The 22,390-nt window shown below is 59.1% G+C and carries 18 protein-coding genes; 12 read left to right on the forward strand and 6 right to left on the reverse strand.

All coding sequences use genetic code 11. From position 1 onward, the window contains the following. Window positions 1-11: 11 nt before the first annotated feature. The 3 genes from nrdI to leuS all read right to left on the reverse strand — a co-directional run bounded on the left by nrdI (window position 12) and on the right by leuS (window position 4,220). Entirely contained in the window at window positions 12-500 is a 489-nt protein-coding gene (gene nrdI / locus ABRP95_RS07145) for a class Ib ribonucleoside-diphosphate reductase assembly flavoprotein NrdI (RefSeq protein WP_349839146.1), read from the reverse strand. A gap of 135 nt (window positions 501-635) precedes the next feature. Next, window positions 636-1,370 (reverse strand): metal-dependent transcriptional regulator, encoded by a 735-nt coding sequence (locus ABRP95_RS07150; RefSeq protein WP_284770815.1) that lies wholly within the window; start codon window positions 1,368-1,370, stop codon window positions 636-638. Window positions 1,371-1,373: 3 nt separating this feature from the next. Then, entirely contained in the window at window positions 1,374-4,220 is a 2,847-nt protein-coding gene (gene leuS, locus ABRP95_RS07155) for a leucine--tRNA ligase (RefSeq protein WP_284853898.1), read from the reverse strand. A gap of 321 nt (window positions 4,221-4,541) precedes the next feature. On the opposite strand from leuS, the gene ABRP95_RS07160 reads away from it, so the two are divergent. From ABRP95_RS07160 to ABRP95_RS07170, 3 genes are all read left to right on the forward strand, one after another. After that, window positions 4,542-5,972 (forward strand): alkaline phosphatase, encoded by a 1,431-nt coding sequence (locus ABRP95_RS07160; RefSeq protein ID WP_284785343.1) that lies wholly within the window; start codon window positions 4,542-4,544, stop codon window positions 5,970-5,972. Window positions 5,973-6,239: 267 nt separating this feature from the next. Next, complete coding sequence (locus ABRP95_RS07165; RefSeq protein WP_349839147.1) at window positions 6,240-8,825, forward strand: hypothetical protein; 2,586 nt, start codon at window positions 6,240-6,242, stop codon at window positions 8,823-8,825. A 1-nt stretch (window position 8,826) separates the two neighbouring features. Next, window positions 8,827-9,459 (forward strand): MOSC domain-containing protein, encoded by a 633-nt coding sequence (locus ABRP95_RS07170; RefSeq protein ID WP_349839148.1) that lies wholly within the window; start codon window positions 8,827-8,829, stop codon window positions 9,457-9,459. 26 nt (window positions 9,460-9,485) lie between these two features. Here ABRP95_RS07170 and ABRP95_RS07175 read toward each other — a convergent pair whose 3' ends face one another. Together ABRP95_RS07175 and ABRP95_RS07180 are read right to left on the reverse strand one after the other, a co-directional pair. Then, on the reverse strand, window positions 9,486-10,649 hold the full coding sequence (locus tag ABRP95_RS07175) for an MFS transporter (RefSeq protein WP_284783176.1): 1,164 nt from the start codon (window positions 10,647-10,649) through the stop codon (window positions 9,486-9,488). A 239-nt stretch (window positions 10,650-10,888) separates the two neighbouring features. After that, window positions 10,889-12,364: an NAD-dependent succinate-semialdehyde dehydrogenase gene (locus ABRP95_RS07180; RefSeq protein ID WP_349839149.1), complete on the reverse strand. Its 1,476-nt coding sequence runs from the start codon at window positions 12,362-12,364 to the stop codon at window positions 10,889-10,891. A gap of 310 nt (window positions 12,365-12,674) precedes the next feature. Here ABRP95_RS07180 and ABRP95_RS07185 point away from each other — a divergent pair, with 310 nt between their 5' ends. The 6 genes from ABRP95_RS07185 to trpA are packed head-to-tail and all read left to right on the forward strand — an operon-like array spanning window position 12,675 to window position 19,365. Then, window positions 12,675-14,201, forward strand: coding sequence for an anthranilate synthase component 1 (locus tag ABRP95_RS07185; protein ID WP_284852478.1), 1,527 nt, complete (start codon window positions 12,675-12,677; stop codon window positions 14,199-14,201). Further along, a complete protein-coding gene (locus ABRP95_RS07190) occupies window positions 14,198-14,845 on the forward strand; it encodes an anthranilate synthase component II (RefSeq protein ID WP_284783140.1) in 648 nt (215 codons plus the stop codon). Before ABRP95_RS07185 ends, ABRP95_RS07190 begins: the two co-directional genes overlap by 4 nt. Beyond that, the gene (gene trpD, locus ABRP95_RS07195) at window positions 14,845-15,864 is read left to right on the forward strand and encodes an anthranilate phosphoribosyltransferase (RefSeq protein ID WP_349839150.1); all 1,020 of its coding nucleotides are present in this window, start codon (window positions 14,845-14,847) and stop codon (window positions 15,862-15,864) included. Before ABRP95_RS07190 ends, trpD begins: the two co-directional genes overlap by 1 nt. A 23-nt stretch (window positions 15,865-15,887) precedes the next feature. Beyond that, on the forward strand, window positions 15,888-17,315 hold the full coding sequence (trpCF, locus tag ABRP95_RS07200; RefSeq protein ID WP_284770806.1) for a bifunctional indole-3-glycerol-phosphate synthase TrpC/phosphoribosylanthranilate isomerase TrpF: 1,428 nt from the start codon (window positions 15,888-15,890) through the stop codon (window positions 17,313-17,315). Window positions 17,316-17,317: 2 nt separating this feature from the next. Next, a complete protein-coding gene (gene trpB / locus ABRP95_RS07205; protein WP_284783135.1) occupies window positions 17,318-18,520 on the forward strand; it encodes a tryptophan synthase subunit beta in 1,203 nt (400 codons plus the stop codon). Window positions 18,521-18,522: 2 nt separating this feature from the next. Continuing rightward, window positions 18,523-19,365 (forward strand): tryptophan synthase subunit alpha, encoded by an 843-nt coding sequence (trpA, locus tag ABRP95_RS07210; RefSeq protein ID WP_284783133.1) that lies wholly within the window; start codon window positions 18,523-18,525, stop codon window positions 19,363-19,365. A 95-nt stretch (window positions 19,366-19,460) separates the two neighbouring features. On the opposite strand, the gene ABRP95_RS07215 is transcribed toward trpA, so the two are convergent. Continuing rightward, window positions 19,461-20,672, reverse strand: coding sequence for a dicarboxylate/amino acid:cation symporter (locus ABRP95_RS07215; protein ID WP_284770803.1), 1,212 nt, complete (start codon window positions 20,670-20,672; stop codon window positions 19,461-19,463). 206 nt (window positions 20,673-20,878) lie between these two features. Between ABRP95_RS07215 and ABRP95_RS07220 the strand changes: the two genes are divergently transcribed. From ABRP95_RS07220 to ABRP95_RS07230, 3 genes are all read left to right on the forward strand, one after another. After that, the gene (locus ABRP95_RS07220; RefSeq protein WP_349839151.1) at window positions 20,879-21,355 is read left to right on the forward strand and encodes an SdpI family protein; all 477 of its coding nucleotides are present in this window, start codon (window positions 20,879-20,881) and stop codon (window positions 21,353-21,355) included. Between the two features lie 305 nt (window positions 21,356-21,660). Continuing rightward, a complete protein-coding gene (locus ABRP95_RS07225; RefSeq protein WP_284853906.1) occupies window positions 21,661-21,876 on the forward strand; it encodes a catechol 1,2-dioxygenase in 216 nt (71 codons plus the stop codon). A 120-nt stretch (window positions 21,877-21,996) separates the two neighbouring features. Beyond that, on the forward strand, window positions 21,997-22,362 hold the full coding sequence (locus ABRP95_RS07230) for a Rieske (2Fe-2S) protein (RefSeq protein ID WP_349836821.1): 366 nt from the start codon (window positions 21,997-21,999) through the stop codon (window positions 22,360-22,362). The last annotated feature ends 28 nt before the right edge of the window (window positions 22,363-22,390 follow it).

The raw sequence follows: 22,390 nt of genomic DNA on the forward strand, positions 1-22,390 counted from the left end.
GTCCTTAGACATCAGGGAATGGACGCGTGTGCGGTGGACTCGTGTGCGGTGGGGGAGAGGTGGTGCGCAAAGAAGTCCTGCAAACCCTCCCGTACGCGGGCAACATCGCGGTCAGTACCGAGCAGCTCAAAGCGGTAGAGCTCTGGCACCCCGCACTTTCGGGCGATTTGTGGCCCAGCGCAGCAAAAGGCCTCGCCAAAATTGGTATTTCCTGAGGTAATGACGCCGCGCAAGAGTGCACGGTTTTCCGGAACGTTGAGGAATTGGCGCACCTGCACCGGAATTGCCGCCTTGATATTGCCGCCGCCGTAGGTGGGGACGATGAGCACAAAAGGCTCGGTGACATAGAGCATTCCTTCACGCTTCGGACGCAGAGGGATGCGTGCCGCTGGAAACCCCAGCTTGTGGACGAAACGGTGGGTATTTTCACTGACCGAAGAAAAATACACAAGATTAGCGGCGGTATTAATGCCGCAGGGTGGCGTCGAGGCTTTAGTCATCTCGCTCCTTAGTGGCTGCGCCGAAGCGCACTTTCTGCTACAACTACAGATCTAACGTACTTTTAACTACGTCGCAACTAACCACTATTGACATGCGCAAATACCCCTCCCTTCAGAAGGGAAGGGGCAGGAAAGTTATATGCGCACCCACACGGCGCGGGCTGCCTGGGAGCTCAGGGAGAAAGCCGCGGCATCTTCATTCTGGGCATGCTCGTTCTGGTTGCCCTCTACGCGCACGGCCATTCCGCCGGAATACGGCTGGCTGCCTTGCACGCTCACGGCAGCGCCGATGGTCAGGTTATTCTCGCTAAAAAAGCGCAGCAGATCGGCGTCCACATCACTAATGCGATCGACTATGCCCGCCTCACCGGGCTCCAGATCGCTGAGTTTGCGCAGATCCCCTGGCTCGGATGCCGGGGTCGCGGCATAGTCCGCGGGGTAGTCGCCCGCGGCGCTGGGGATGGGGTCTCCATGCGGATCGCGGCGCGGAAATCCCAGCTCAGCGTCTATGCGCTCTAGGAAGAAATCGGAGACGCAGTGCTCCAATTGCTCGGCTTCCGCGTGGACCTGGTCCCAGCGGTAGTGCAGGGATTCCACCAGGAAGGTTTCGATGAGGCGGTGCCGCCGCACCATGGCGAGGGCAAAGGCACGCCCCTCGGTACTCAGCCCGATGGCGCCATACGGCATATGGGTGACGAGGCCCTTTTTCTCGAGCCTCCGCACCGCATCAGACGCGCTGGAGAGCCGTACGCCTATGTGCTGGGCGAGCATCTTTACCGTCACGGGGTCGTCGTGCCATTCGCCCAGCTTAAACAGGGCCTTGAGGTAGTCCTGATTGGATGGCGAAAGGCCCGAGACGTCCACGCTCATTGGTTACTTAACCACCAGGTTCACCATCCGGCCGGGAACGTAGATCTTCTTCACCACGTTCTTGCCGGAGGTAAGGTCAGCCACCTTGGCATCGGCAAAAGCAGCCTCGAATACGGTGTCTTGGTCAGCATCGACCGCGACGTTGATGCGGGACTTAACCTTGCCGTTGATCTGGACTGGCACCTGAATCTCATCATCTACCAGGTATTTCTCCTCAAAAGAGGGGAGTGGCTCGTAGGTGATGGTCTCATCGTGGCCAAAGCGCTGCCACAGTTCCTCCGCAATGTGCGGGGCGATGGGAGAGACCAGCTGCGCGATGGGCTCCACCGCCGCGCGCGGAGCCTCGGTGCGGTAGGTCTTGGTCAGATAGTTGACGTACTCGATGAGCTTGGCCACGACCGTGTTCAGGCGCAGGTTCTCGTAATCATCGCGCACGCCAGCAATGGTGCGGTGCAGCTGTTTTAGGTCATCCTGGGTGAGCTCGGCATCGGTAGTAGCCAATTCACCGGTGTCCTCATTGATGGCCAGGCGCCACAGGCGCTGCAGGAAGCGCTGCGAACCGACGACGTCCTTGGTCGCCCACGGGCGGGAGGTATCCAACGGACCCATGGACATTTCGTACACGCGCAGGGTATCGGCACCGAAGTCGCGGCAGATATCATCCGGGGCCACGGCGTTTTTCAGGGACTTGCCCATCTTGCCGTACTCCTGGTTGACCTCCTCGCCGTTGTAGTAGAACTTGCCGTCCTTTTCCTCTACCTCTGCAGCAGGGACATACACACCGCGGGAATCGGTGTAGGCGTAGGCCTGAATATAGCCCTGGTTGTACAGGCGGCGATACGGCTCCTGCGAGCTGACAAAGCCCAGGTCAAAAAGCGCCTTGTGCCAGAAGCGGGCGTAGAGCAGGTGCAACACGGCGTGCTCGACGCCGCCGACGTACAGATCTACACCGCCCGGATCGTTCGCACCGTGCTCATCTGGGCGCGGGCCGGTCCAGTAGCGCTCGTTTTCAATATCGCAGAAGGCCTCGCTATTGCGGGGATCGATATAGCGCAGCTGGTACCAGGAAGAACCCGCCCACTGGGGCATAACGTTGGTATCGCGGTAGTAGGTCTGCGGGCCATCGCCCAAGTCCAGCTCTACCTCTACCCAGTCGCGGACCTTGGCCAACGGCGGCTGTGGCTCCGAGTCCTTATCTTCTGGATCGAAGGAGGCCGGCTTGTAGTCTTCCACCTCGGGCAGCTCAACCGGCAGCATCGACTCTGGCAACGGGTGGGCCATGCCATCCTTGTCATAGACGATGGGGAAGGGCTCGCCCCAGTAGCGCTGGCGAGCGAAGAGCCAGTCGCGCAGCTTGTACTGAATCTTGCCGCGACCGGAGCCGTCCTTTTCCAGCCATTCGATGGCCTGGGCGATGGCCTCCGCCTTATTCAGGCCATTGAGATCCAGGCCCCTATCGTTGGCGGAGTTCACCAATGCGCCGTCCTCGGTCCAGGCTTCTTCTTCGATATTGCCGCCGGAGACAACCTCCGTAATCGGCAGCCCAAAGGCCTGGGCAAACGCATAGTCACGCGTATCGTGCGCGGGCACCGCCATAATGGCGCCGGTACCGTAGCCGGTCAACACGTAGTCCGCGATGAAAATCGGGATCTGCTTGCCATTGACCGGATTGGTGGCATAGGTGCCCAGGAATACACCGGTCTTTTCCTTATTTTCCTGGCGCTCCAGGTCCGACTTCGCCGCGATATCCGCGCGGTAGGACTCGACGGCTTCCTTCGGGTCATCGTTGCCGTAGGTCCAGCGCTCGTCCACGTCATCGTCGTAAGGGATGGGGGACAAGAGGGCATCGACAAGCTCATGCTCCGGCGCCAAAACCACGTACTCCGCGCCAAAGAGCGTATCTGGGCGCGTGGTAAACACGTCGATGCCGTAGCCTTCCGCGGGGAAAGTTACCTCCGCGCCGCGGGAACGGCCAATCCAATTGCGCTGCATGGACTTAACCTTCTCCGGCCAATCCAGCAGCTCCAGATCATCGAGCAAACGATCCGAATACGCGGTAATGCGCATCATCCACTGGGACAGGTTCTTGCGGAAGACCGGGAAGTTGCCGCGCTCAGACTTGCCCTCCGCGGTGACTTCCTCGTTGGCCAAGACGGTACCCAAGCCCGGGCACCAATTCACCGTGGAATTGGACAGGTAGACCAGGCGGAACTCATCGACTGCCTGGGCTTTTTCCTGCGGGGACAAATCCTCGTAGTAGCGCCCGTCCTTGGTGGTGCGCTTATTGGCCTCTAATTCCTTGATGAGCTCAGCAATGGGGCGAGCCTTTTGCTGCTCTTCATCGAACCAGGAGTTATAAATCTGCAGGAAGATCCACTGGGTCCACTTAAAGAACTCAGGATCCGTGGATTCCACCGAGCGCCGCGGATCGTGGCCCAAGCCCAGCATGCCCAGCTGGCGGCGCATGTTGTCGATATTGGCCATCGTGGTGGTCCGCGGGTGCGTACCGGTCTGGATGGCGTACTGCTCGGCCGGCAAGCCGAAGGCATCGTAGCCCATGGTGTGCAGCACGTTCTTGCCCAGCATGCGGTTATAGCGGGCATAGGTATCGGTGGCGATATAACCAAACGGGTGCCCCACGTGCAGGCCCGCACCGGAAGGGTAGGGGAACATGTCCTGCACGTTGAGCTTTTCCTTGGGCAGCTCGCCCGCACCCGTGGCTAGCGAACCGACTGGGTTCGGCGCGTTAAAGGTCTCGTGGTCCTTCCAATACTGCTGCCAAGTCTTTTCGATCTGGTTCGCCAGCTCAGGGGTGTAGCGGTACGACGTGGAATCGCTCGGTTTAGTCATAAACACACAGTGTAATAGCCCCAACCCGGCGCGGGGTAGGCAGAGGTGGGTTTTGCTTCACTAATTCGGCGCCGTACCGGTAGCCAGGCGAAATTCCTTGACACGACTCCTGCGGTGAGTGCGGGGGAGTGGGGCAAAGAGTAAGGCGCGCTACGGGATGTTCCGGCAGTGTTTAGGAACTATTAACGCGCAGTTCCTTTCGTGGTTGAATCGCGCCTTTATCTTCAACTCAAGGCTTTGCACCCAGCCATGTCTGGGTGATTTCTCTCTTGTTTGCAGGGCCACCATCTCTTCGTCTCTCACCTCCATAAAAAACAATTCATGCGCACTTCTCTCCGCATTGGCGCCGCTGCCGTAGCCACGACCGTAGCTACCGCTGGCGCAATTGCTCCAGCCACCGCCGCCGAATCCCAGGGCCCAAAGAACATCATCTACATGATTGGTGATGGCATGGGCTACGGCCACGTGGCGTTTAATAACCTCTACGAAACCGGCCAGTCCAAGTACCTGGTCGATGGCGCATTTAGCGCCGAAGGACCAGAAGAACTCGATGGCGAATCCGTGCAGCGCTTCGAAGACTTCAACCGCCTGTCCATGACCACTTACCCAAATAACTCTTCCTATGACCCACAAAAGGCGTGGGCAACCCACGAGTACGTGGATAAGGGATACACCGATTCCTCTGCCGCCGGCACCGCCATGTTCACCGGCGTGAAGACCGATAACGGCAAGCTGGGCGTGAACGATTACGGCCACGAGCAGGAAAACACCTCCGAGCGCGCCAAGAAGGCCGGAAAGTCCGCCGGCGTGGTCTCCTCCGTGCCGTTTAGCCACGCCACCCCGGCTGCCTGGGCGGCACACAACATTTCCCGCGGTAACTACCTGGAGATTGCGGATGAGATGTTCAACTCTGATCTCGATGTCATCATGGGTGCCGGCCACCCGTTCTACGACGATGACAATAAGAAGAAGGATGAGGCCAAGTACAAGTACCTATCTGAAGAGGTCTACAACAAGCTATCGTCCGGCGAGTCCGACTGGAACTACGCAGAAACCAAGGAGCAATTTGAGGCTTTGGCCCAAGGCGATGTCGCCGCGGGGGAGAAGTACTTCGGCCTGGCCCCTGTGGCCTCTACCTTGCAGCAGGGGCGCACCGGCGAGTCCGCGGAACCTTTTGACATTCCCTTCAACGAAGTCGTGGATCTTCCCACCATGACCACCGGCGCCCTCAACGCACTGGGCCAAAATGACGAGGGCTTCCACGTCATGATCGAAGGCGGTGCCATCGACTGGAGCGGCCACGGCAACGAATCCGCCCGCGATATCGAAGAGGTACAGGACTTCAATAAGTCCGTCGATGCCGCCATCGACTGGGTAGAAGAAAACTCCTCCTGGGACGAGACCCTGCTGGTCGTTACCGCTGACCACGAAACGGGATACCTCTCCGGCGCCAATGAGCGCTCAGACGGCAAGTTCAACTCCATGAATGGTGGCGGTGGCAACACCCTGCCCTCTGGTCACCAGTGGTACTCCACGCAGCACACCAATCAGCTCGTCCCATTCTTCTTCAAGGGTGCTGGCTCTGAGGCCCTTCGCGCGAAGGCCACCCACACCGACCCCGTGCGCGGTGACTACATCGATAACACCACCTTGGCCAAGCTCACCTTGAATGAATGGTGGATAAAGCATGATGACCAGGGCGGAAACGAGCAGGCAGACGATTCTGCATCCGATCAGCCCCGGCAACAATGACAACGGCGGTGACGGCTCCTCCAAGAGCGGGCTCCTCGCCGGCATCGCGGGTGCCGGTATCGCCTCTCTAGCCATCGGGGCCATTGCCTTCTTGGCGCAAAGCTGGGCATCATCACCATCAACCCGAATGCTTGGCGGAACTTCTTCCACTAGTCCACGCGATCAATCGCGCGCAAAGGCTTTCATCACCCTCGGTGGTGAAAGCCTTCTTTTTGCCCCCTGCCTGCAGAATCCACATCTTTTCAAAAATGATCTAGGCTGGTGTAAATGAGCCAGGAGAAGTTTCGTAGCCAGCTATCATCTTTTCTAGACGCGGCGGTTTTTCAGGGGGTTCCGCATCTTCGCCTCGCGCCGGATACCGATACTTTAGAGCTTTACCTGCCAGCCGTGAGCGCGGCCTATGAACCGGAAGACCCCCAATGGACCGTGACCACGCAGTTGCTGGATGGCACGGAGGTCAGCCGCAAGTTTTATTACGTCGCCAGTGAGGAACCTGGCCTGTGGGTGTCCATGCCGCAGGCCTTTATCCACCTTGCCGTAACGTTTGCGGAACAAACGCTGGAGTTTGCGGGTATTGCCAATGGCGGCCTGCTGCTCGATTCCGCGCACCGGCCCGTCGATAGCACGCAGCCCATCCCGCAGGGCGCGTATACCTTCATCGCGCCGAACGGCACGCAGCTAACACCTGCCCCGGAGAACCAGCCGCGCCCGCATGGCGCGTGGGAAGGCTGGTCCATCCTTGAGGTAGCGGCAGAAGATTCCTTCTCCATCGCTGTGCCGCGCCAAGACAAGGCCACCATCACCGTTGCGGAGAGCGCGGATTTTTCCTGGGATATGGCGGTCAAGTCCCTGCCCAACGCGCGCGGGCTGGACGGCGAGCTGGTGTACACGAAATCCCCGCGCCTCTTGGTCAATACCCCACTTCACCTGCAGCTGACCTATGTCCCCATCGGTGGGGAAGAAGAAGAAATCTTAGAAGATGAGCTGCCGGAGGGAATCCATGAAGTCCTACCCGGTGACGTCTTCGAAGACCCTTGGGTGGGCCGGTATCGCTTTAGCCTGTACAAGGGCGAGGAGCTTGTCGATGTCCACTATCTCAACTTTGCCGAAACCCTCCACATGCGCTCCAAGAACGAGGGGCCCCGCGGCACCAACTTCCGCTTCATCGACGCCCTGGGTAACCTCTCGCCGTTTAGCTATGCCTTGGCCTCGTCCCCCGATAAGCCCATTCACATGGAGAAGGGCCAACGCGTATTTGGCGAAGACGAATCGGTGCGCGAGGAAACCATCAGCAGCGAGGCCGGCTACGAGCTGACCTTTGAGGTCATTCCGGCGACCATCCGCACGCGCGTGAAGCGCACCGCGGCCGAGCCCGTGGATTATATGGATAAGCAGGTCATCCTGGCGGATCAGCTGGATGCGGATGCGCTGTTTACGGTGCACTCGCCGGAGCCGCTACCCCTGTCGAAATTCGTGGTCATTGATAAGAACCAGAAGATCCGGGATCTTGTGACCGCCAATGGTTCGACGGAGGCGACGACCACGCTCTCCGTGCCGAATCGCGCCCTCAAGGCCGCGCTGACCAAGAAGTCCTCGCTGGAGCTCTACCTCCTGTGGTCCACACTGTCCTATGAGGAGTATTTGGAGGGCCTGCCGGATAAGGAGCGCGCGGCGCACCTCAAGCGCAGCATGGACCGCCGCGTGATGGAATACGAGGCAACCGCGGCAAACGATCTGATCTATGCCGCCATCGCCACGGTGCGCAAGGCGCCGCTGGTCGCCCGCGCCACCATCGAAGATGGCATCTTGATACCCGAGCAAACCCACGAAGAAGAAGTGGAGCTTTTGGCCTGGGCGTGGCCGCTTGGCAACCCCGCCAGCGAGCCGCTGCCCTTGGAGCCGGTGGAGGAGGGCTTCGAGCTACCGGAGGAATTGCACGAGGCTGGCGATCTCATCGTGGACTTCCGCGAGGATGAACCGGCCAGCGATCTCGCCGCCCCGCAGTACCCACCGGCAAGCTCGCTTATCATCTTCCACGACGGCGAGAGCGAGAATACCGCCGGCACGTGGGAGAACTATGCCGCCCTGCGCCGCCTCGCTCCCAAGGCCAAGGAGACCTTCGAGGGCGTTATCAAGAACATCGAGGCCGATCCGCGCGCCAGCCTTGATGCGCTCATGCAGGTGGACTTCGAGCGCGGCCAGCGCATGCGCGCGTTGGTGCGCACGGGCCTGATTACCCGTTCCTTTAGTAGCGATGGGAAAGAGGCCGCGGAACCTTCTTCCGTGCTCACCGCGCTTGCCGATGCCAACCAGGCCCACGTGGAACACTCCGGTTCCCCCTCGCTGTGGCGGACGGCCACCACGGGAGTAGACGATGTCACCCGCCCTATGCTGCTCATGAGCGCCACCGGCGAGGCCCCAACGCCCGCTACTGACAGCGCGCAGCTGTGCGATGACGCCCACCGCATCGCCGCGCTGCGCGAATGCTTCGATAACGACTTGGCGCTGACCCGCCTGGGGACCATGTCCAACCTGCGCACTACCGCGCTGCAATTGCGGGTGACGCTGCAGCAATTGGGCGTAGATAAGTCGGTATTGCACACGCTGCTCGCCCTGGACGCCTTTGGGGATGGAAACACTGATCTTGGCGGCTCTGCCTGGATGCCGTTTATTTCTTATGTCTTTGCCATCGCCGCACGTGGGGTGGCCAATGGGAAGCTGACGGATGCGGCCGTGGCCTCCGCGCTAGATAATGCCCTCCCGCAGCTCGCGGAGGCGGTCTCGCTGGCTCCTGAGCTGTTTTACCGGGATATTCTCACTGCGGAGGCCCTTACCCGCGACTACAGTGACTGATATGCAGGTTATTTCCACCAACGTCGCCGTACGCAGGCCGGATCCGAGCGGGAGGCATGAGTTTTCGGGCATCGACAAGCGCCCGCAAGACTTCATCGATATTTCCGCACCTGGCCCCAATTACGGCGATGGCTCTGGCGTGCGCGGCGATTCTATCGGCGATAGCGAGCACCACGGTGGAAGTGACAAAGCGGTCTATGCCTATGCCCGCGAGGAACTGGATTATTGGGAGGATTCGCTGGGCCACACGCTGGATTCAGGGGCCTTTGGGGAAAACCTCACTACGCGCGGCATTGATCTCTCTGCGCTGCTTATCAACCAACGCCTCCACATCGGCACGACCACGCTCGAGGTCTCCGTACCCCGCCAGCCATGCGCAACCTTTTCCGGCTGGGTCCAGGAAAAGGGCTGGCTCAAGCGGTGGACCGCGCGCGGCGATTGCGGCGTGTACTTCCGCGTCATTTCGCCCGGGCGCATTTCTGCTGGAGATGCCATCACCTGCGGCCCCGCTCCCGCGCACGATATCACCATGCGCATGGCTTTTGCGGCCAAGATGGGGGACCGGGCACTGGCTCGGCGCGTGGTCGATGCCAAGTGCTTGCCGCCCCAGCACGCAAAAAAGCTCCGGGTATAAACCCGGAGCCAAATACCTGTGCCGCTTTAGGCCGCCTGCGCGCCCTCTGCGGCGCTGATAACGGGCGCCTTCGCCTTGGGGTAGCGGCCGTGCACCATGTAGTAGTACACCGCCGCGACGACGATGAGGCCGGCGAGGATGAGGTACATCGTATCGAAGCCAGTGGCACTCACGATGGGGCCAAGCCCGAAGGGGGCGAGGCCGATGCCGAAGTCCATCAAGAGGAACATCGTGGAGATGCCCGCGCCTATCTGTGCGGCCGATACAGAGCGCACCGAGATGGCCTGGCAGGCGGGGCTTAGCGTGCCGTATCCCATGCCCGTAAATGCACCCGCGACCACGAGCATGACGTCATTGCTGGGAAAGCCCATGATGATAAGGGCGATGGCGAAGGACACCAGGCCCAGGTACATGACCGAATTATCGCCTTTGTGGTCCTGGATGCGGCCCAAGAAGAAGCGCATGATGAGCATGACTACGGCGTAGCCGATGAAAAAGAGGCCGGCGCCGGTGGCCAGGTCCTCTTCGCGCGCATAGGCGTTGAGATAGGTGACCACGCCGGAGTAGGCGATGCCCACCAGGAGCATGAAAATACCAATGGGCACCACGTTGGGGTGCACGGCATTGCGCAGCTTGAAAGCGGGCTTTTCTTCATCGAGCTCCGCCGGGTAGCGCAATACGAGCGCCAGCACGAGGGAGACGATATTGGATCCCAGGGCGACCCCAAAGAGGGTGTTGTAGCCAATATTATTGGCCAAGAACAAGCCCACTGCCGGGCCAAAGGCGGTGGCAAGTGTAGTGCCGAGGGCGAAGTAGCCGGTGCCCTCCGCGCGGCGCTGTTGGGGGATGACGGACTGCGCAACGGCCATGAGCGCCGTAGAGGTCAACGCATAGCCTGCGCCGTGAAGCAGCCGCACGAGGATGAGGACGGCCACGTTATGGACCACGAAATAGCCCACCGTCACGATACTGACAAAAGCCAGCGAGGTCAGGGCGGCGCGCTTTTGCCCCACGCGGTCCACCAACCAGCCAGAGAAGATGCGCATGAACGTCGCACCCAAAACAAAGGCGCTAGAGGCAAAGCCGCTGACGGTATCGGAGGCCCCGAAGCTTTCGACGGCATACAGGGCCATGGTCGTTACCGTTAAGTAGAAGACAAGAAACTGGCCAAAATTAGCCACCCACGCCAACAGGAACGTGGGTGTAACCAATGGCGGCTGAGCCGCTGAATTCGTTGTTGACAAGACTCACTCCAATTAAAAATAAAAAATCCTCCCAACCGCGCACGGCCCCAAAAGGGCCGCGTGCGGGGAGAAGGAAAGCAATCACAATTATGCGGGGAGTGAGTATACGCCGCTGGCACTTAAATGTTTAATCAAACACGGTTATAAGCGCGCTCTAAACAGTGATTGCGTTGCCGATTGAAGGCCTAAGCGTTGGCATAAGGGTCGCGGATGCCCAGGTACTGCACGGAGGTGTATTCCTCGATACCTTCCGCGCCACCCTCGCGGCCCATTCCGGATTGCTTGACGCCACCGAAGGGGGCAGCGGCGTTAGAGATAACGCCGGCGTTGAAGCCCATCAGGCCGAACTCTAGGCCATCGGCGATGCGCCACAGGCGGTCGGAATTCTCGGTAAAGACGTAAGACGCCAAACCGTACTCGGTATCGTTGGCGATCTCGAGCGCTTCTTCCTCGGTGCTGAAGGTGATAATCGGGGCGACTGGGCCGAAGATCTCTTCCTGGGCGACGCGTGTTTCACGTGAAACATTGGTAATCACTGTTGGCTCGTAGAAGTAGCCGGCGCCATCCCCGCGCTTACCGCCGGTGGCGATGGTAGCGCCCTTTTCTGCAGCATCGTCCACCAGTGCCGCAATGCTCTCCAAAGCCTTGGACTCGACGAGCGGACCGCAGGTAACACCTTCGTCCATGCCATTGCCCAAATTGAGCTTCTCGAATTCCGCAACGAGCTTCTCGGAGAACTCCTCGGCAACAGACTCGTGGACCAAGAAGCGGTTAGCCGCGGTGCAGGCCTCGCCAATATTGCGCATCTTAGCGCCCATCGCACCCTGGACTGCTTGGTCAATATCTGCGTCCTCAAAGACAATGAATGGGGCATTGCCGCCCAGTTCCATGGAGGTACGCAGCACATTATCGGCCGCGCCCTTCAAAAGGGTCCGACCCACTGGGGTAGAACCAGTGAAGGAAAGCTTGCGCAAGCGGTCATCGGCAAGCAATGGCTCCGAAATTGCAGATGCAGACTTACCGGCAACGACGTTAAGCACGCCCTTTGGAAGCCCAGCATCGATCATGGTCTGCGCAAAGTACTGCGCAGTCAGGGGAGTCAGCTTGGCCGGCTTGAGCACCATCGTGCAGCCTGCTGCCACCGCGGGAGCGACCTTGCGGGTAGCCATGGCCAACGGGAAGTTCCACGGGGTGATCAAGAGGCAGGGACCCACCGGCTTGCGGCGAGTGATCATCCGCAGCGTGCCTTCTGGAACGGTCGCGGCGCGACCGTAATCGCGCACCGTTTCCTCACTGAACCAACGCAGGAACTCGCCGCCATAAGTGACCTCACCCTTAGCTTCCGCGAAGGGCTTACCCATCTCTAGTGTCATCAGTGCTGCGAATTCATCCGCCCGCTCCTGTACTAGATCGAATGCTCGGCGCAGAATCTCCGCGCGCTCGCGCGGTGTGGTGCGTGCCCATTCATCCTGCACGGCACAGGCAGCGTCGAGGGCAGCAATCGCATCATCCGAGTTTGCGGAAGACAGCGTCGTCAGCGTCTCGCCCGTCGCTGGGTTTTCTACGTCAAAAGTCTCACCGGAGGTGGAATCGCGCCACTCACCACCGATAAGCAATTGGGTGGGAACCTTTGCAATTACCTCTTCGATATTAATACTCACTTATCGTCACCTTTCTTGAAGATATAGACCTGCACCACATTACCCTTAACGGACGCGAAGACCACTTATTAGATACCGATTGAATATTTTTCACTTGTTTCTTCCGCGCTATAGAAATTTAGGCTAGGCTAGTGCCCATGAAGAAAATGACTACTCGTTGGTGGTGGCGCGCGTAACTCGCGGGCCTTTCTTCGCAACCCATTTTTAGGCTCGCATTCTGCGGGCCTTTCGGCGTTTTCAGTGCCTTTGCTCGCGGATACCTCGGGTCCCTCGCACTCCGTTCCTCAGTTACTCCTGAAAGGGCACTGCAATGACATACACCGCCACCCGCGATATTGCCTATTGCCGGGATGCCTCAGCGCTATTTCATAGCTTGGCGCGATCGAGCGATTCCTTATTATTGGAAAGCGCTGATATTGAAACCAAGAAGAGCCTCACGTGCTTGGCCGTGCTTGATGCCGCGGCAAAAGTCACCTGCACCGGCCAGCGGGTTCGCGTCCTGGCGCTCAGCCCAGCGGGGGAGCAGCTCATCACCATGCTGCAATCGCGCTTTACAGACCGGATTGTTTCACGTGAAACCACGGAAATTGTTTTTGAGTTCTCGCCCTCCAACGAGTCCGATGAACGGCAACGGCTCCTAGATGAATCGACGGCGGATATCCTCCGCGCGCTGCAGCGCGATGATTCCTATTCCTCGCCCCTATTGCCCTTCGTCGCCGGCGGGTTTGCCTATGACTATTTGGCCACTTTTGAAAACTTACCTGAGGTAGGCGAGGGGCCCAATAAGTTTCCCGATTATGAATTCCTCGTCGCCCAAACCGTCCTCGCGGTGGACCACCTAACGCAGACGGCGCACGTAGAGGGCTGGGATATCGACCGAGCCCGCTTGGAAGACACGCTCGATGCGCTCGCCGGGACACCCGTGGCCGAGGTAAAGAATCCAGCGCCCAACCAGCCCGCGGGAACCTTGACTGCAACCGCGGATATTGACGATGCCGCGTTTTGCGAACAGGTAACGCGGCTCAAGGGCAATATTGATTCCGGCGATATTTACCAAGTTGTCCCCGCCCGCGCATTCACCGTGGACTGCCCCGATGCCTTCGCGGCCTACCGCCAGCTCCGTGAGACCAATCCTTCGCCGTATATGTTCTATCTCCGGGGAGAAGATTACGAGCTTTTCGGCGCATCACCGGAGTCCAATTTGAAGTTTGACCCAGAGACGCGGCAGGTTGAGCTCTATCCCATTGCCGGAACCAGACCCCGCGGGCTCAACCCGGACGGCACCATCAATGATGAATTAGATATTCGCAACGAACTCGAAATGCGCACGGACACCAAGGAGCTAGCCGAGCACACCATGCTGGTAGATCTCGCCCGCAATGATCTCGCCCGCGTAGCAGAACCCGGCACGCGGCGGGTAGCAGACTTGCTCCAAGTAGACCGCTACTCGCGGGTCATGCACTTGGTCTCCCGCGTGACCGCCACCTTGCACAAAGACTTCGATGCCCTCGATGCCTACCGCGCCTGCATGAACATGGGAACGTTGACCGGCGCGCCCAAGCTACGCGCCAGCGAGCTCATCCGCCAAGCCGAACACAAACGCCGTGGCTCCTACGGCGGCGCAGTGGGGTACCTGCGCGGCGATGGCGCCATGGATACCTGCATTGTCATTCGCTCCGCCTTCGTGCACCGCAGTACGGCTGCTGTTCAAGCCGGTGCCGGGGTGGTGCACGATTCCGTCCCGCAATCCGAAGCCGATGAAACCCTGCACAAGGCCTATGCCGTTCTCCACGCCATTGCCCTCGCGCACAACGCCACCCTGGAGGTACAGCGATGAATTCGCCGCATGTGGTTCTGCTCGATAACCACGATTCCTTTGTCTATAACCTCGTCGACACCCTCGCCGGCTACCGCACCACCGTCTACCGCAACAGCGTCTCCGTCGCGGAGGTGCTCGCAGCCGAGCCCGATATTATTGTGCTTTCCCCGGGCCCTGGGCATCCGCGCGATGCTGGCTGCATGATGGAGCTTATCGATGCCACCTTGGGCACCATCCCCATCCTCGGCGTCTGCCTAGGTTTCCAGGCGCTACTGGAATACCACGGGGGCGGGGTAGGGCCCTGCGGGCCGGTGCACGGTAAGTCCATGCCCATGACGCTTACCGATGCCGGCACCGCCCACCCAGTCTTCGCCGGCCTAGCCACCGATGCCGACCCCGCCCAGCCCGGCGTCCCCGGTACCCAGGTCCCGGTGGCGCGGTATCACTCCTTGGGGTGCACGCAGGTGCCGGCCGGCATGCGGGTGCTCGCGGAGACGAAGGCGGGTATCGGCACCATCGCGATGGCGGCCGAAACGGACGATGGCATGGCGCTGGGGATGCAATTCCACCCAGAGTCGATTCTTTCTCCTCGTGGCCCAGACATGCTGAACCGTTGCATTCACCGACTATCCACTCACCCCACTATGGAGCTAAAAGACTAATGACGAACCAGAGCCCGCTGAAAACACTGCAAGCCTTCCTGGATAATCCCGCGCCCACCGTGGAGGAGGCCACCGAGGTCTTCACCCCAGTTGCCGTGGGCGATTACGACGATATTCAAATCTCCGCGCTGCTTACACATATCCGCACCCGCGGCGAGACCCTCGCGGATATTACGGGCGCCGCCAAGGCGTTCCTGAAAGTTGGCCACCCATTTCCCATTACCGGAAAGGGACTCATGGACTCCGCGGGGACGGGCGGCGATGGCGCGAATACCATCAATATCACGACAGCCGCCTCCTTAGTCGCCGCCGCTGGGGGAGTGAGGATGGTCAAGCACGGCAATCGATCCGTCTCCTCCACGTCCGGTTCTGCCGACGTGCTTGAGGCACTGAATATTCCGCTGGACCTCGACGTGGATCGCGCCGTCCGGCAGTTCGAAGCCTCCAACTTCACCTTCCTCTTTGCTCCGGCCTACAACCCGGCCGTGGCCCACGTGCAACCGGTGCGCAAGGCGCTCGGGGTCTCCACCATTTTCAATACCTTGGGGCCCTTGCTCTCCCCGGGCCGCCCCGAGCTTCAGATCATGGGCATCGCCAACCCAGCACAAGGCCCCATGATCGCGGAAGTTTTCCGGGAGCTGGGGCGCACACGGGCGCTCGTCGTCCACGGTGCGGGTACCGATGAAATCGCTACCCACGGCACCACACAGGTCTGGGAACTAAAGGACGGCGAAATTTCGCACTATGAGCTAACGCCGGAGGCGCTGGGCATCGCCAAGCATGAGCTCAGTGAGCTCGCCGGCGGCGACGGACAAGATAATGCCGAGCACGTGCGCGCCATCTTTAATGGCTCGGGTAAGCCGGCGCACTATGATGCGGTCGCGGCATCGGCTGGAGCGATGTTTTATCTGGGTGGCACCGCGGCAACGATTGCGGAGGGCGTCGCGCACGCCAAGGGGCTCATCGATAGCGGGGACGTGGACCGCTGGCTGCGCACCCACGAGGAAGCCGAATACTAAAGAAACCACACTAGGGATAAGAAATGACAGAAGAGAAACTGCCGACGGTGCTCGAGGGGATTGTGGCTCAGCGCCGCACAAACCTTGCCGGCATTCGCGAACGCATCGCGCACGTAGACGTAGACAGGCTTGAGCCGTCCCGTTGTTCGCTTTTTGCCGCGCTCAATGGCACTAACCGCTTCATCATGGAGTGCAAGTCTGCGTCGCCATCCCTCGGAATGATTCGCGAGGATTACCGCCCCGGCGATATCGCGCGCATCTATTCCCGCTATGCGGATGCAATTTCCGTACTGTGCGAGCCCGAGCGGTTCGGCGGGGATTACGATCACCTCCAGACCGTGGCCCAGTCCACACACCTGCCGGTATTGTGCAAGGATTTCATCGTCGATCCGATTCAGGTTTATGCCGCGCGCTACTACGGCGCGGATGCAATTTTGCTCATGATGTCCATCGTGGATGATGAGACCTTTGCGCAGCTGAAGGCTTTGGCAGATAAGTTAGGGCTCGACGTTCTCACTGAAGCCATCACCAAGGAAGAGGTGGACCGCGCCCTGTCCTTCGGGGTGGAGATCATCGGTATTAATAACCGCAACCTCCATGACTTGAGCATCGATCTCTCCCGCACCGAGCAACTCGCCGGGTACGTGCCTGACAATAAAGTGGTCGTTTCCGAATCCGGCATTCGCGATAACCACACCGTCCGACGTTTAGGCGCCCACGCCAACGCCTTCCTCGTCGGCTCCCAACTGACCTCCCACAAGGACATCGACCGCGCCGCCCGGGATCTGCTCTTCGGTGCGAATAAGGTCTGCGGACTCACCGCCGCCTCCACCGCCCAAGCCGCCCGCGCCTCCGGTGCCCGCTACGGAGGGCTCATCTTCGCCCCAGATTCCCCGCGAAATGTTTCACGTGAAACCGCCGAGGAAATCATCGCCGCCGAACCCGACTTGGATTTCGTAGCAGTGAGCCGCAGCGACGACCCCGCCGAATTGCGAGAGATAGCGGCAACCCGTGGGCTGTCCGGAATTCAGTTGCACGCCCCATTCCAAGGCAGCGTGGATGGAGAGCTAGCTTTCATCGACCGTACCCGCGCGGCCCTCGCGGACACCGACGCAGAATTAGTCTGGCGGGCCATCGATATGACCAACCCCCAGTGGGTAGAAATGGCGCCGCAGCTTGCCGGACGGGTTGACCGCCTCGTGCTCGACTCGGGTAGGGGAGGGACCGGACGCAGCTTTGATTGGTCAGAAATCCCGGACGACATCAAAGCCCACAGCTTGTTGGCCGGTGGCCTCAACCTCGACAACCTGGATGGCGCGCTCCAAGTGGGAACAGCGGGGCTCGACCTGAACTCGGGATTAGAAACACACCCCGGGGACAAAGACGCCGCCCTGATTTCTCAAGCCTTCCGCACCATCCGATTATTCAATGAACCTGACAAGAAAGATTAACCATGCCCGATTCACGTGAAACACTCCTTCCCGCATACTTCGGGGAATTCGGCGGACAATACGTTCCGGAATCCCTCATCCCCGCATTGGATCAATTGGAGCAGGCTTTTGTCGATGCCCAGAATGATCCCAGCTTCCGCGAAGAACTCGCCGGATTGCTGCGCGATTACCTAGGCCGTCCGACCCCCGTCACCGAGGTTAAGAAGCTCGGCGGCAATGCGCGGATTTTCTTGAAGCGCGAGGACCTCGTCCACGGCGGGGCCCATAAGACGAACCAGGTGCTTGGCCAAGCCCTTTTGGCTAAGCGCATGGGCAAGAAGCGAATCATCGCCGAGACCGGCGCGGGCCAGCACGGCACGGCGACCGCTTTGGCCTGTGCGCTGCTCGATCTCGAGTGTGTGGTCTACATGGGCGCCAAGGATGTCCAGCGCCAGCAACCCAACGTCTTCCGCATGGAACTCATGGGCGCAAAGGTCATCCCCGTCGATACCGGCTCCGGGACGTTGAAGGATGCCGTCAACGAGGCGCTGCGCGATTGGACCGCTACTTTCCATGAATCGCACTACCTACTCGGCACCGCCGCCGGCCCACACCCATTTCCCACGATTGTGCGTGAATTCCACCGCGTCATCTCCACCGAGGCCAAGGCGCAGCTCCTCGAGAAGACGGGCAGCCTGCCCGATCTCGTCGTCGCCTGTGTGGGCGGCGGTTCCAACGCAATCGGCATGTTCGCAGATTTCATCGACGAAGAAGAAGTGGAATTGGTAGGTGCTGAGCCAGGCGGCGCGGGCCTCGATTCCGGGGAACACGGTGCCACCATTAACAACGGCACCGTGGGCATCCTCCACGGCGCGCGCAGTTACCTCATGCGCAATTCTGACGGCCAGGTGGAAGAATCCTATTCCATTTCCGCCGGCTTGGATTACCCCGGCGTGGGCCCACAGCACGCGCACCTGCACGCCACCGGTCGCGCTAAATATGTGGGGATCACAGATGCAGAGGCTCTACAGGCCTTCCAACTGTTGTCCAAAAAGGAGGGCATCATTCCCGCCCTCGAATCCTCCCACGCCCTGGCCTATGCACTGAAGCGCAAGGACGAGGACATCACCATCCTCGTATCACTTTCCGGCCGGGGCGATAAGGACATCGACCATGTCCGCCACACCCTGGATTCCCAGCCCGAACTGCAACTCAAGGAGAACTAATCATGGGCAGCCGTTACGATAAACTTTTTGCCGCGTTGAGTGAGAAGAAGGAAGGCGCGTTTGTACCTTTCATCATGCTGGACGATCCAACTCCTGAGGCTAGCCTGGATATCATCCGCACCGCAGTCGTCGCCGGGGCGGACGCCCTGGAGCTCGGCGTCCCCTTCTCCGATCCAGTGGCGGATGGCCCAACCATCCAGGCCTCCCATATCCGCGCCCTCGATGGGGGAGCAACCCTTGATAGTGCTTTGGAGCAGGTGCGGACGATTCGCACGGAGTTCCCTGATCTGCCCATCGGCATGTTGATCTATGGCAACGTTGCCTTCGCCCGCGGGGTGGAGCAATTCTATGCGGAGTTCGCGGAAGCTGGTGCCGATAGCATTTTGCTTCCCGATGTCCCCGTGCGCGAAGGCGCCCCTTTCATCGCCGCGGCAAAGGAAGCTGAAATCGACCCCATCTTCATCGCACCCGCGCGGGCCGCTGAACGCACGCTTGCCGGCGTCGCCAAGCATTCACAGGGATATATTTACGCGATCTCCCGCGATGGCGTGACGGGAACCGAGAAAGAATCTGAGACCACTGGCCTCGATGAGGTGGTTGCCAGCATTCAGCGCTTCGATGGTCCACCGGTGCTGCTCGGTTTCGGTATTTCTTCGCCACAGCACGTCGCCGAAGCCATCGCTGCAAACGCTGCGGGCGCCATTACCGGCTCCGCCATTACCAAGATTATCGACCGCCATGTTTCACGTGAAACCGGTGCCGCCGGGACGATCAATGATGCGAATGCCTTGCATGCGGAGCTGACCGAATTCATCGCCGGGATGAAGGAAGCGACCAAGAAATAGGGCGCGTCCGAACGGTGGCGCCACAAAAAGCCCCCTGGCTTCCTCCCAAATTTGTTGGGTGGGGAAGCCAGGGGGCTCAATTGTTTCACGTGAAACTAGGCCGCAGTCTCTGCCTCTTCTTCATTGAGAGTATCGACCTTATCGCGGGCAAACTTATCAACGACCATCGCGATGGCACCATCGCCAGTAACGTTTGCCGCGGTACCAACGGAATCGATCGCGATATAAGCGGCGATCATCAACGCCACCATTCCGTCATCAAAGCCCATCATGTCCGCCAATAGACCAACGGCCACCATAACGGCACCACCCGGCACACCTGGTGCGGCGATCATCATGATTCCCAACAGGAAGATAAAGCCTAGGCCGGTACCAGTGCTGATATCCATATTGGCCATAAAGACAATGGCGAATGCGTAAAGCGTCAGCTTCATCATAGAGCCGGACAGGTGGATCGTCGCGCACAGCGGGATCACGAAGCTCGCGACCGGCTTCGAAATGCCGTTGCGCAAGCTGGACTCCAGGGAGACCGGAATGGTTGCCGCAGAAGAAGACGTGCCCAATGCCGTGAAGTAAGCCGGAAGCATATTCCGCAGCGCCTTAAAAGGGTTCTTCCCTGCGATTGCACCGGCAACCACGTACTGGAGCACGAGGTACACCAGCGTCATAACCACTGCCAGGATCAGTACCTTCGCGAAGGCAGAGAGGACATCTCCAATATTGCCATTCATACCCAGGCCAAGGAACATGCCGAAAATGTAGAACGGCAAAATGGGAATGACGAATCCCCAAATGACCTTAACCACCACATTTTCCAGTTCCTTAGTGACGGTGTAGAGCGTATCGGACTTCACCGTCGTCATAGCGACACCAATGCAGAAGGAGAGCAATAGCGCCGTCATCACCTCAAACGGTGGTGCCATCTCCACCTCGAAATAAGGGGAGAGGGAGCCTTCGTCCACGTCCGACACGTTGGTTACTAGGGTTTGGCCCGCCAACATCGAGGGATAGAGCCACTGTGCCAAGCCATAGGCAATCAACCCCGCAAGAATGGTGGAGCCATAGGCGATGCCCGCCGTAACCCCCAACCATTTTCCAGCGCCCTTGCCTAGACCGGCGATCGCCGGGGCGACAAGGGCAAAAATCAAGACAGGAATGAAGAAATTGAGGAAGTTACCAAATAGCCCGTTAAACGTGGCAAAGGCTCGACCGAACCATTCGGGCGCAAAAAGGCTAACGACGATGCCAAGCACGATGGCGAGAACGATGCGGAAAAGGAGAGAGTCCGCTATTTTCTTGAGATTCATGCAATCACAATCAGGTTAGGTGTTCCCAGTCCGAGAACGCACGTGGGTGCGGTCCAGCGGAAGGAGAAACAACGTGGTGCAGGTGCAAAACCGAGCGAATATCTATCGATCGATCCAAATTGAATATTACCCGAGCCGCCTTATATTTAAGACACAAGCCCCGTAGCTTAATTTCCAATATGGTGTTGCAGGATTAAACTAGGGATATGGTCGCAGTGGGAATCATATTTTTAGTCCTTGCCGTTTTCCTTATCGCGGTGGGCGCACTCGCCGCCACCAAGCGGTTGCCAGGCAATAAATACATCGGCTTGCGTTTACAAGAAATCCGAAAGTCGCGAGAAGCGTGGGATAATGCCCACGCGGTCGCCGGTCCCTTCTGGGCCCTAGGCGGAGTATCGCTACTTTTCGGTGGCGTCGTAGCTTTCCGCGCGGAGGGTTGGATGTGGCTCATTCCGGTCACCACTTTCGTCATCGCGATCCTCGCGCTTTCCGTCGGTTCGAACCTTGGATCGCGCGCGGCATTTCTTTATGAGCAAGCGCATGCGGATGACGATGGTTGTGGCGATAGCTGCAACTGTGGCTCCGGCAGCTGCAGTGGGGAAGATTCCTCCACAGAGTCTGTCACCCAACCGGAGGTTGATCTGGGCGCACTCCGCCAGGCCGCCCGGCACTCTGATAATTAAATAATTAGCTTTCGCGTTACTTTTCTCCCTCCCTTTCCTGTTCGGCGACCGCCACACACAGAGACAGGGGAGGGAGATTGTTTATGACACAGTGACGTTATTACTCTAAGTGAGGAATCATCACATTTTAGTCACAACTAAATTAAAAGGGTCATGCGGTGATGTACCTATATTGGCCTTTAGCTATAGTGGACCCACTCCACTAAATGCAATTCCTGTGGAAATTCATAGAACTCGCATAAAGGTTCCGCACAGTGCCACTCAGCCGCTACACCTAATACAGGCAAGGGTAGACAATGGGAGGCATGAAGAAAACTACAGCTCTCGCCGCAATCGCCGTCTCCACTTTTAGCATCGGTTCTTATGTCGCCGATTCCCACCGCCTCGATCCCGAGTCACAAGTCGCAGGAGGGGAGGGGCCACACCCCATCGTTAATGATTTGGGTTTAGATTCCGGCACCTATGAACTCACGCCCACCGAGTCCGGTTCCGTCGCCACCTGGAACGGTAACTTTTCCTAATTGTATGTTTCACGTGAAACCTGCACCTGATACTTCCTCGTTATGATTTCCGCACAAGTATTACTACCCGCCGACGAAATCATATTCCGACCTTAAACCATTCAGGATAGAGTAGGGGCTATGGCTATTTGTTCGCGTCGCATGTTTTTGCTCGGATCCGCTACAACTTTCGCAGGTGCGTACCTCGCGGCCTGCGGCTCAGAACCGTCCGCGGAGATCGCGGCTACGGACATTCCCGTAGGCTCCGGAATCATCGTCGATGGGGTTATCTTCACACAGCCGCAAGAGGGGGAGTTTAAGGCCTACTCCCAAACCTGCCCGCACCAGCAAAACCCCATTACAGAAATCGACGGTATGACTGCCACCTGCACTGCGCATCATACGTCCTATAACCTGCAAGACGGTTCGGTCATCGAAGGGCCCGGCCGAGACCCACTCAAAGAGTTTGAGGTAAGCCAAGAGGGCGCAAAGGTCACTACCGCGTAAATACCCGCGGATGCCTCACCTTCTACCC

It is taken from the genome of Corynebacterium sp. KPL2895 (assembly GCF_040225815.1).
In the GTDB taxonomy this organism is placed as follows: Bacteria; Actinomycetota; Actinomycetes; order Mycobacteriales; family Mycobacteriaceae; genus Corynebacterium; species Corynebacterium rhinophilum.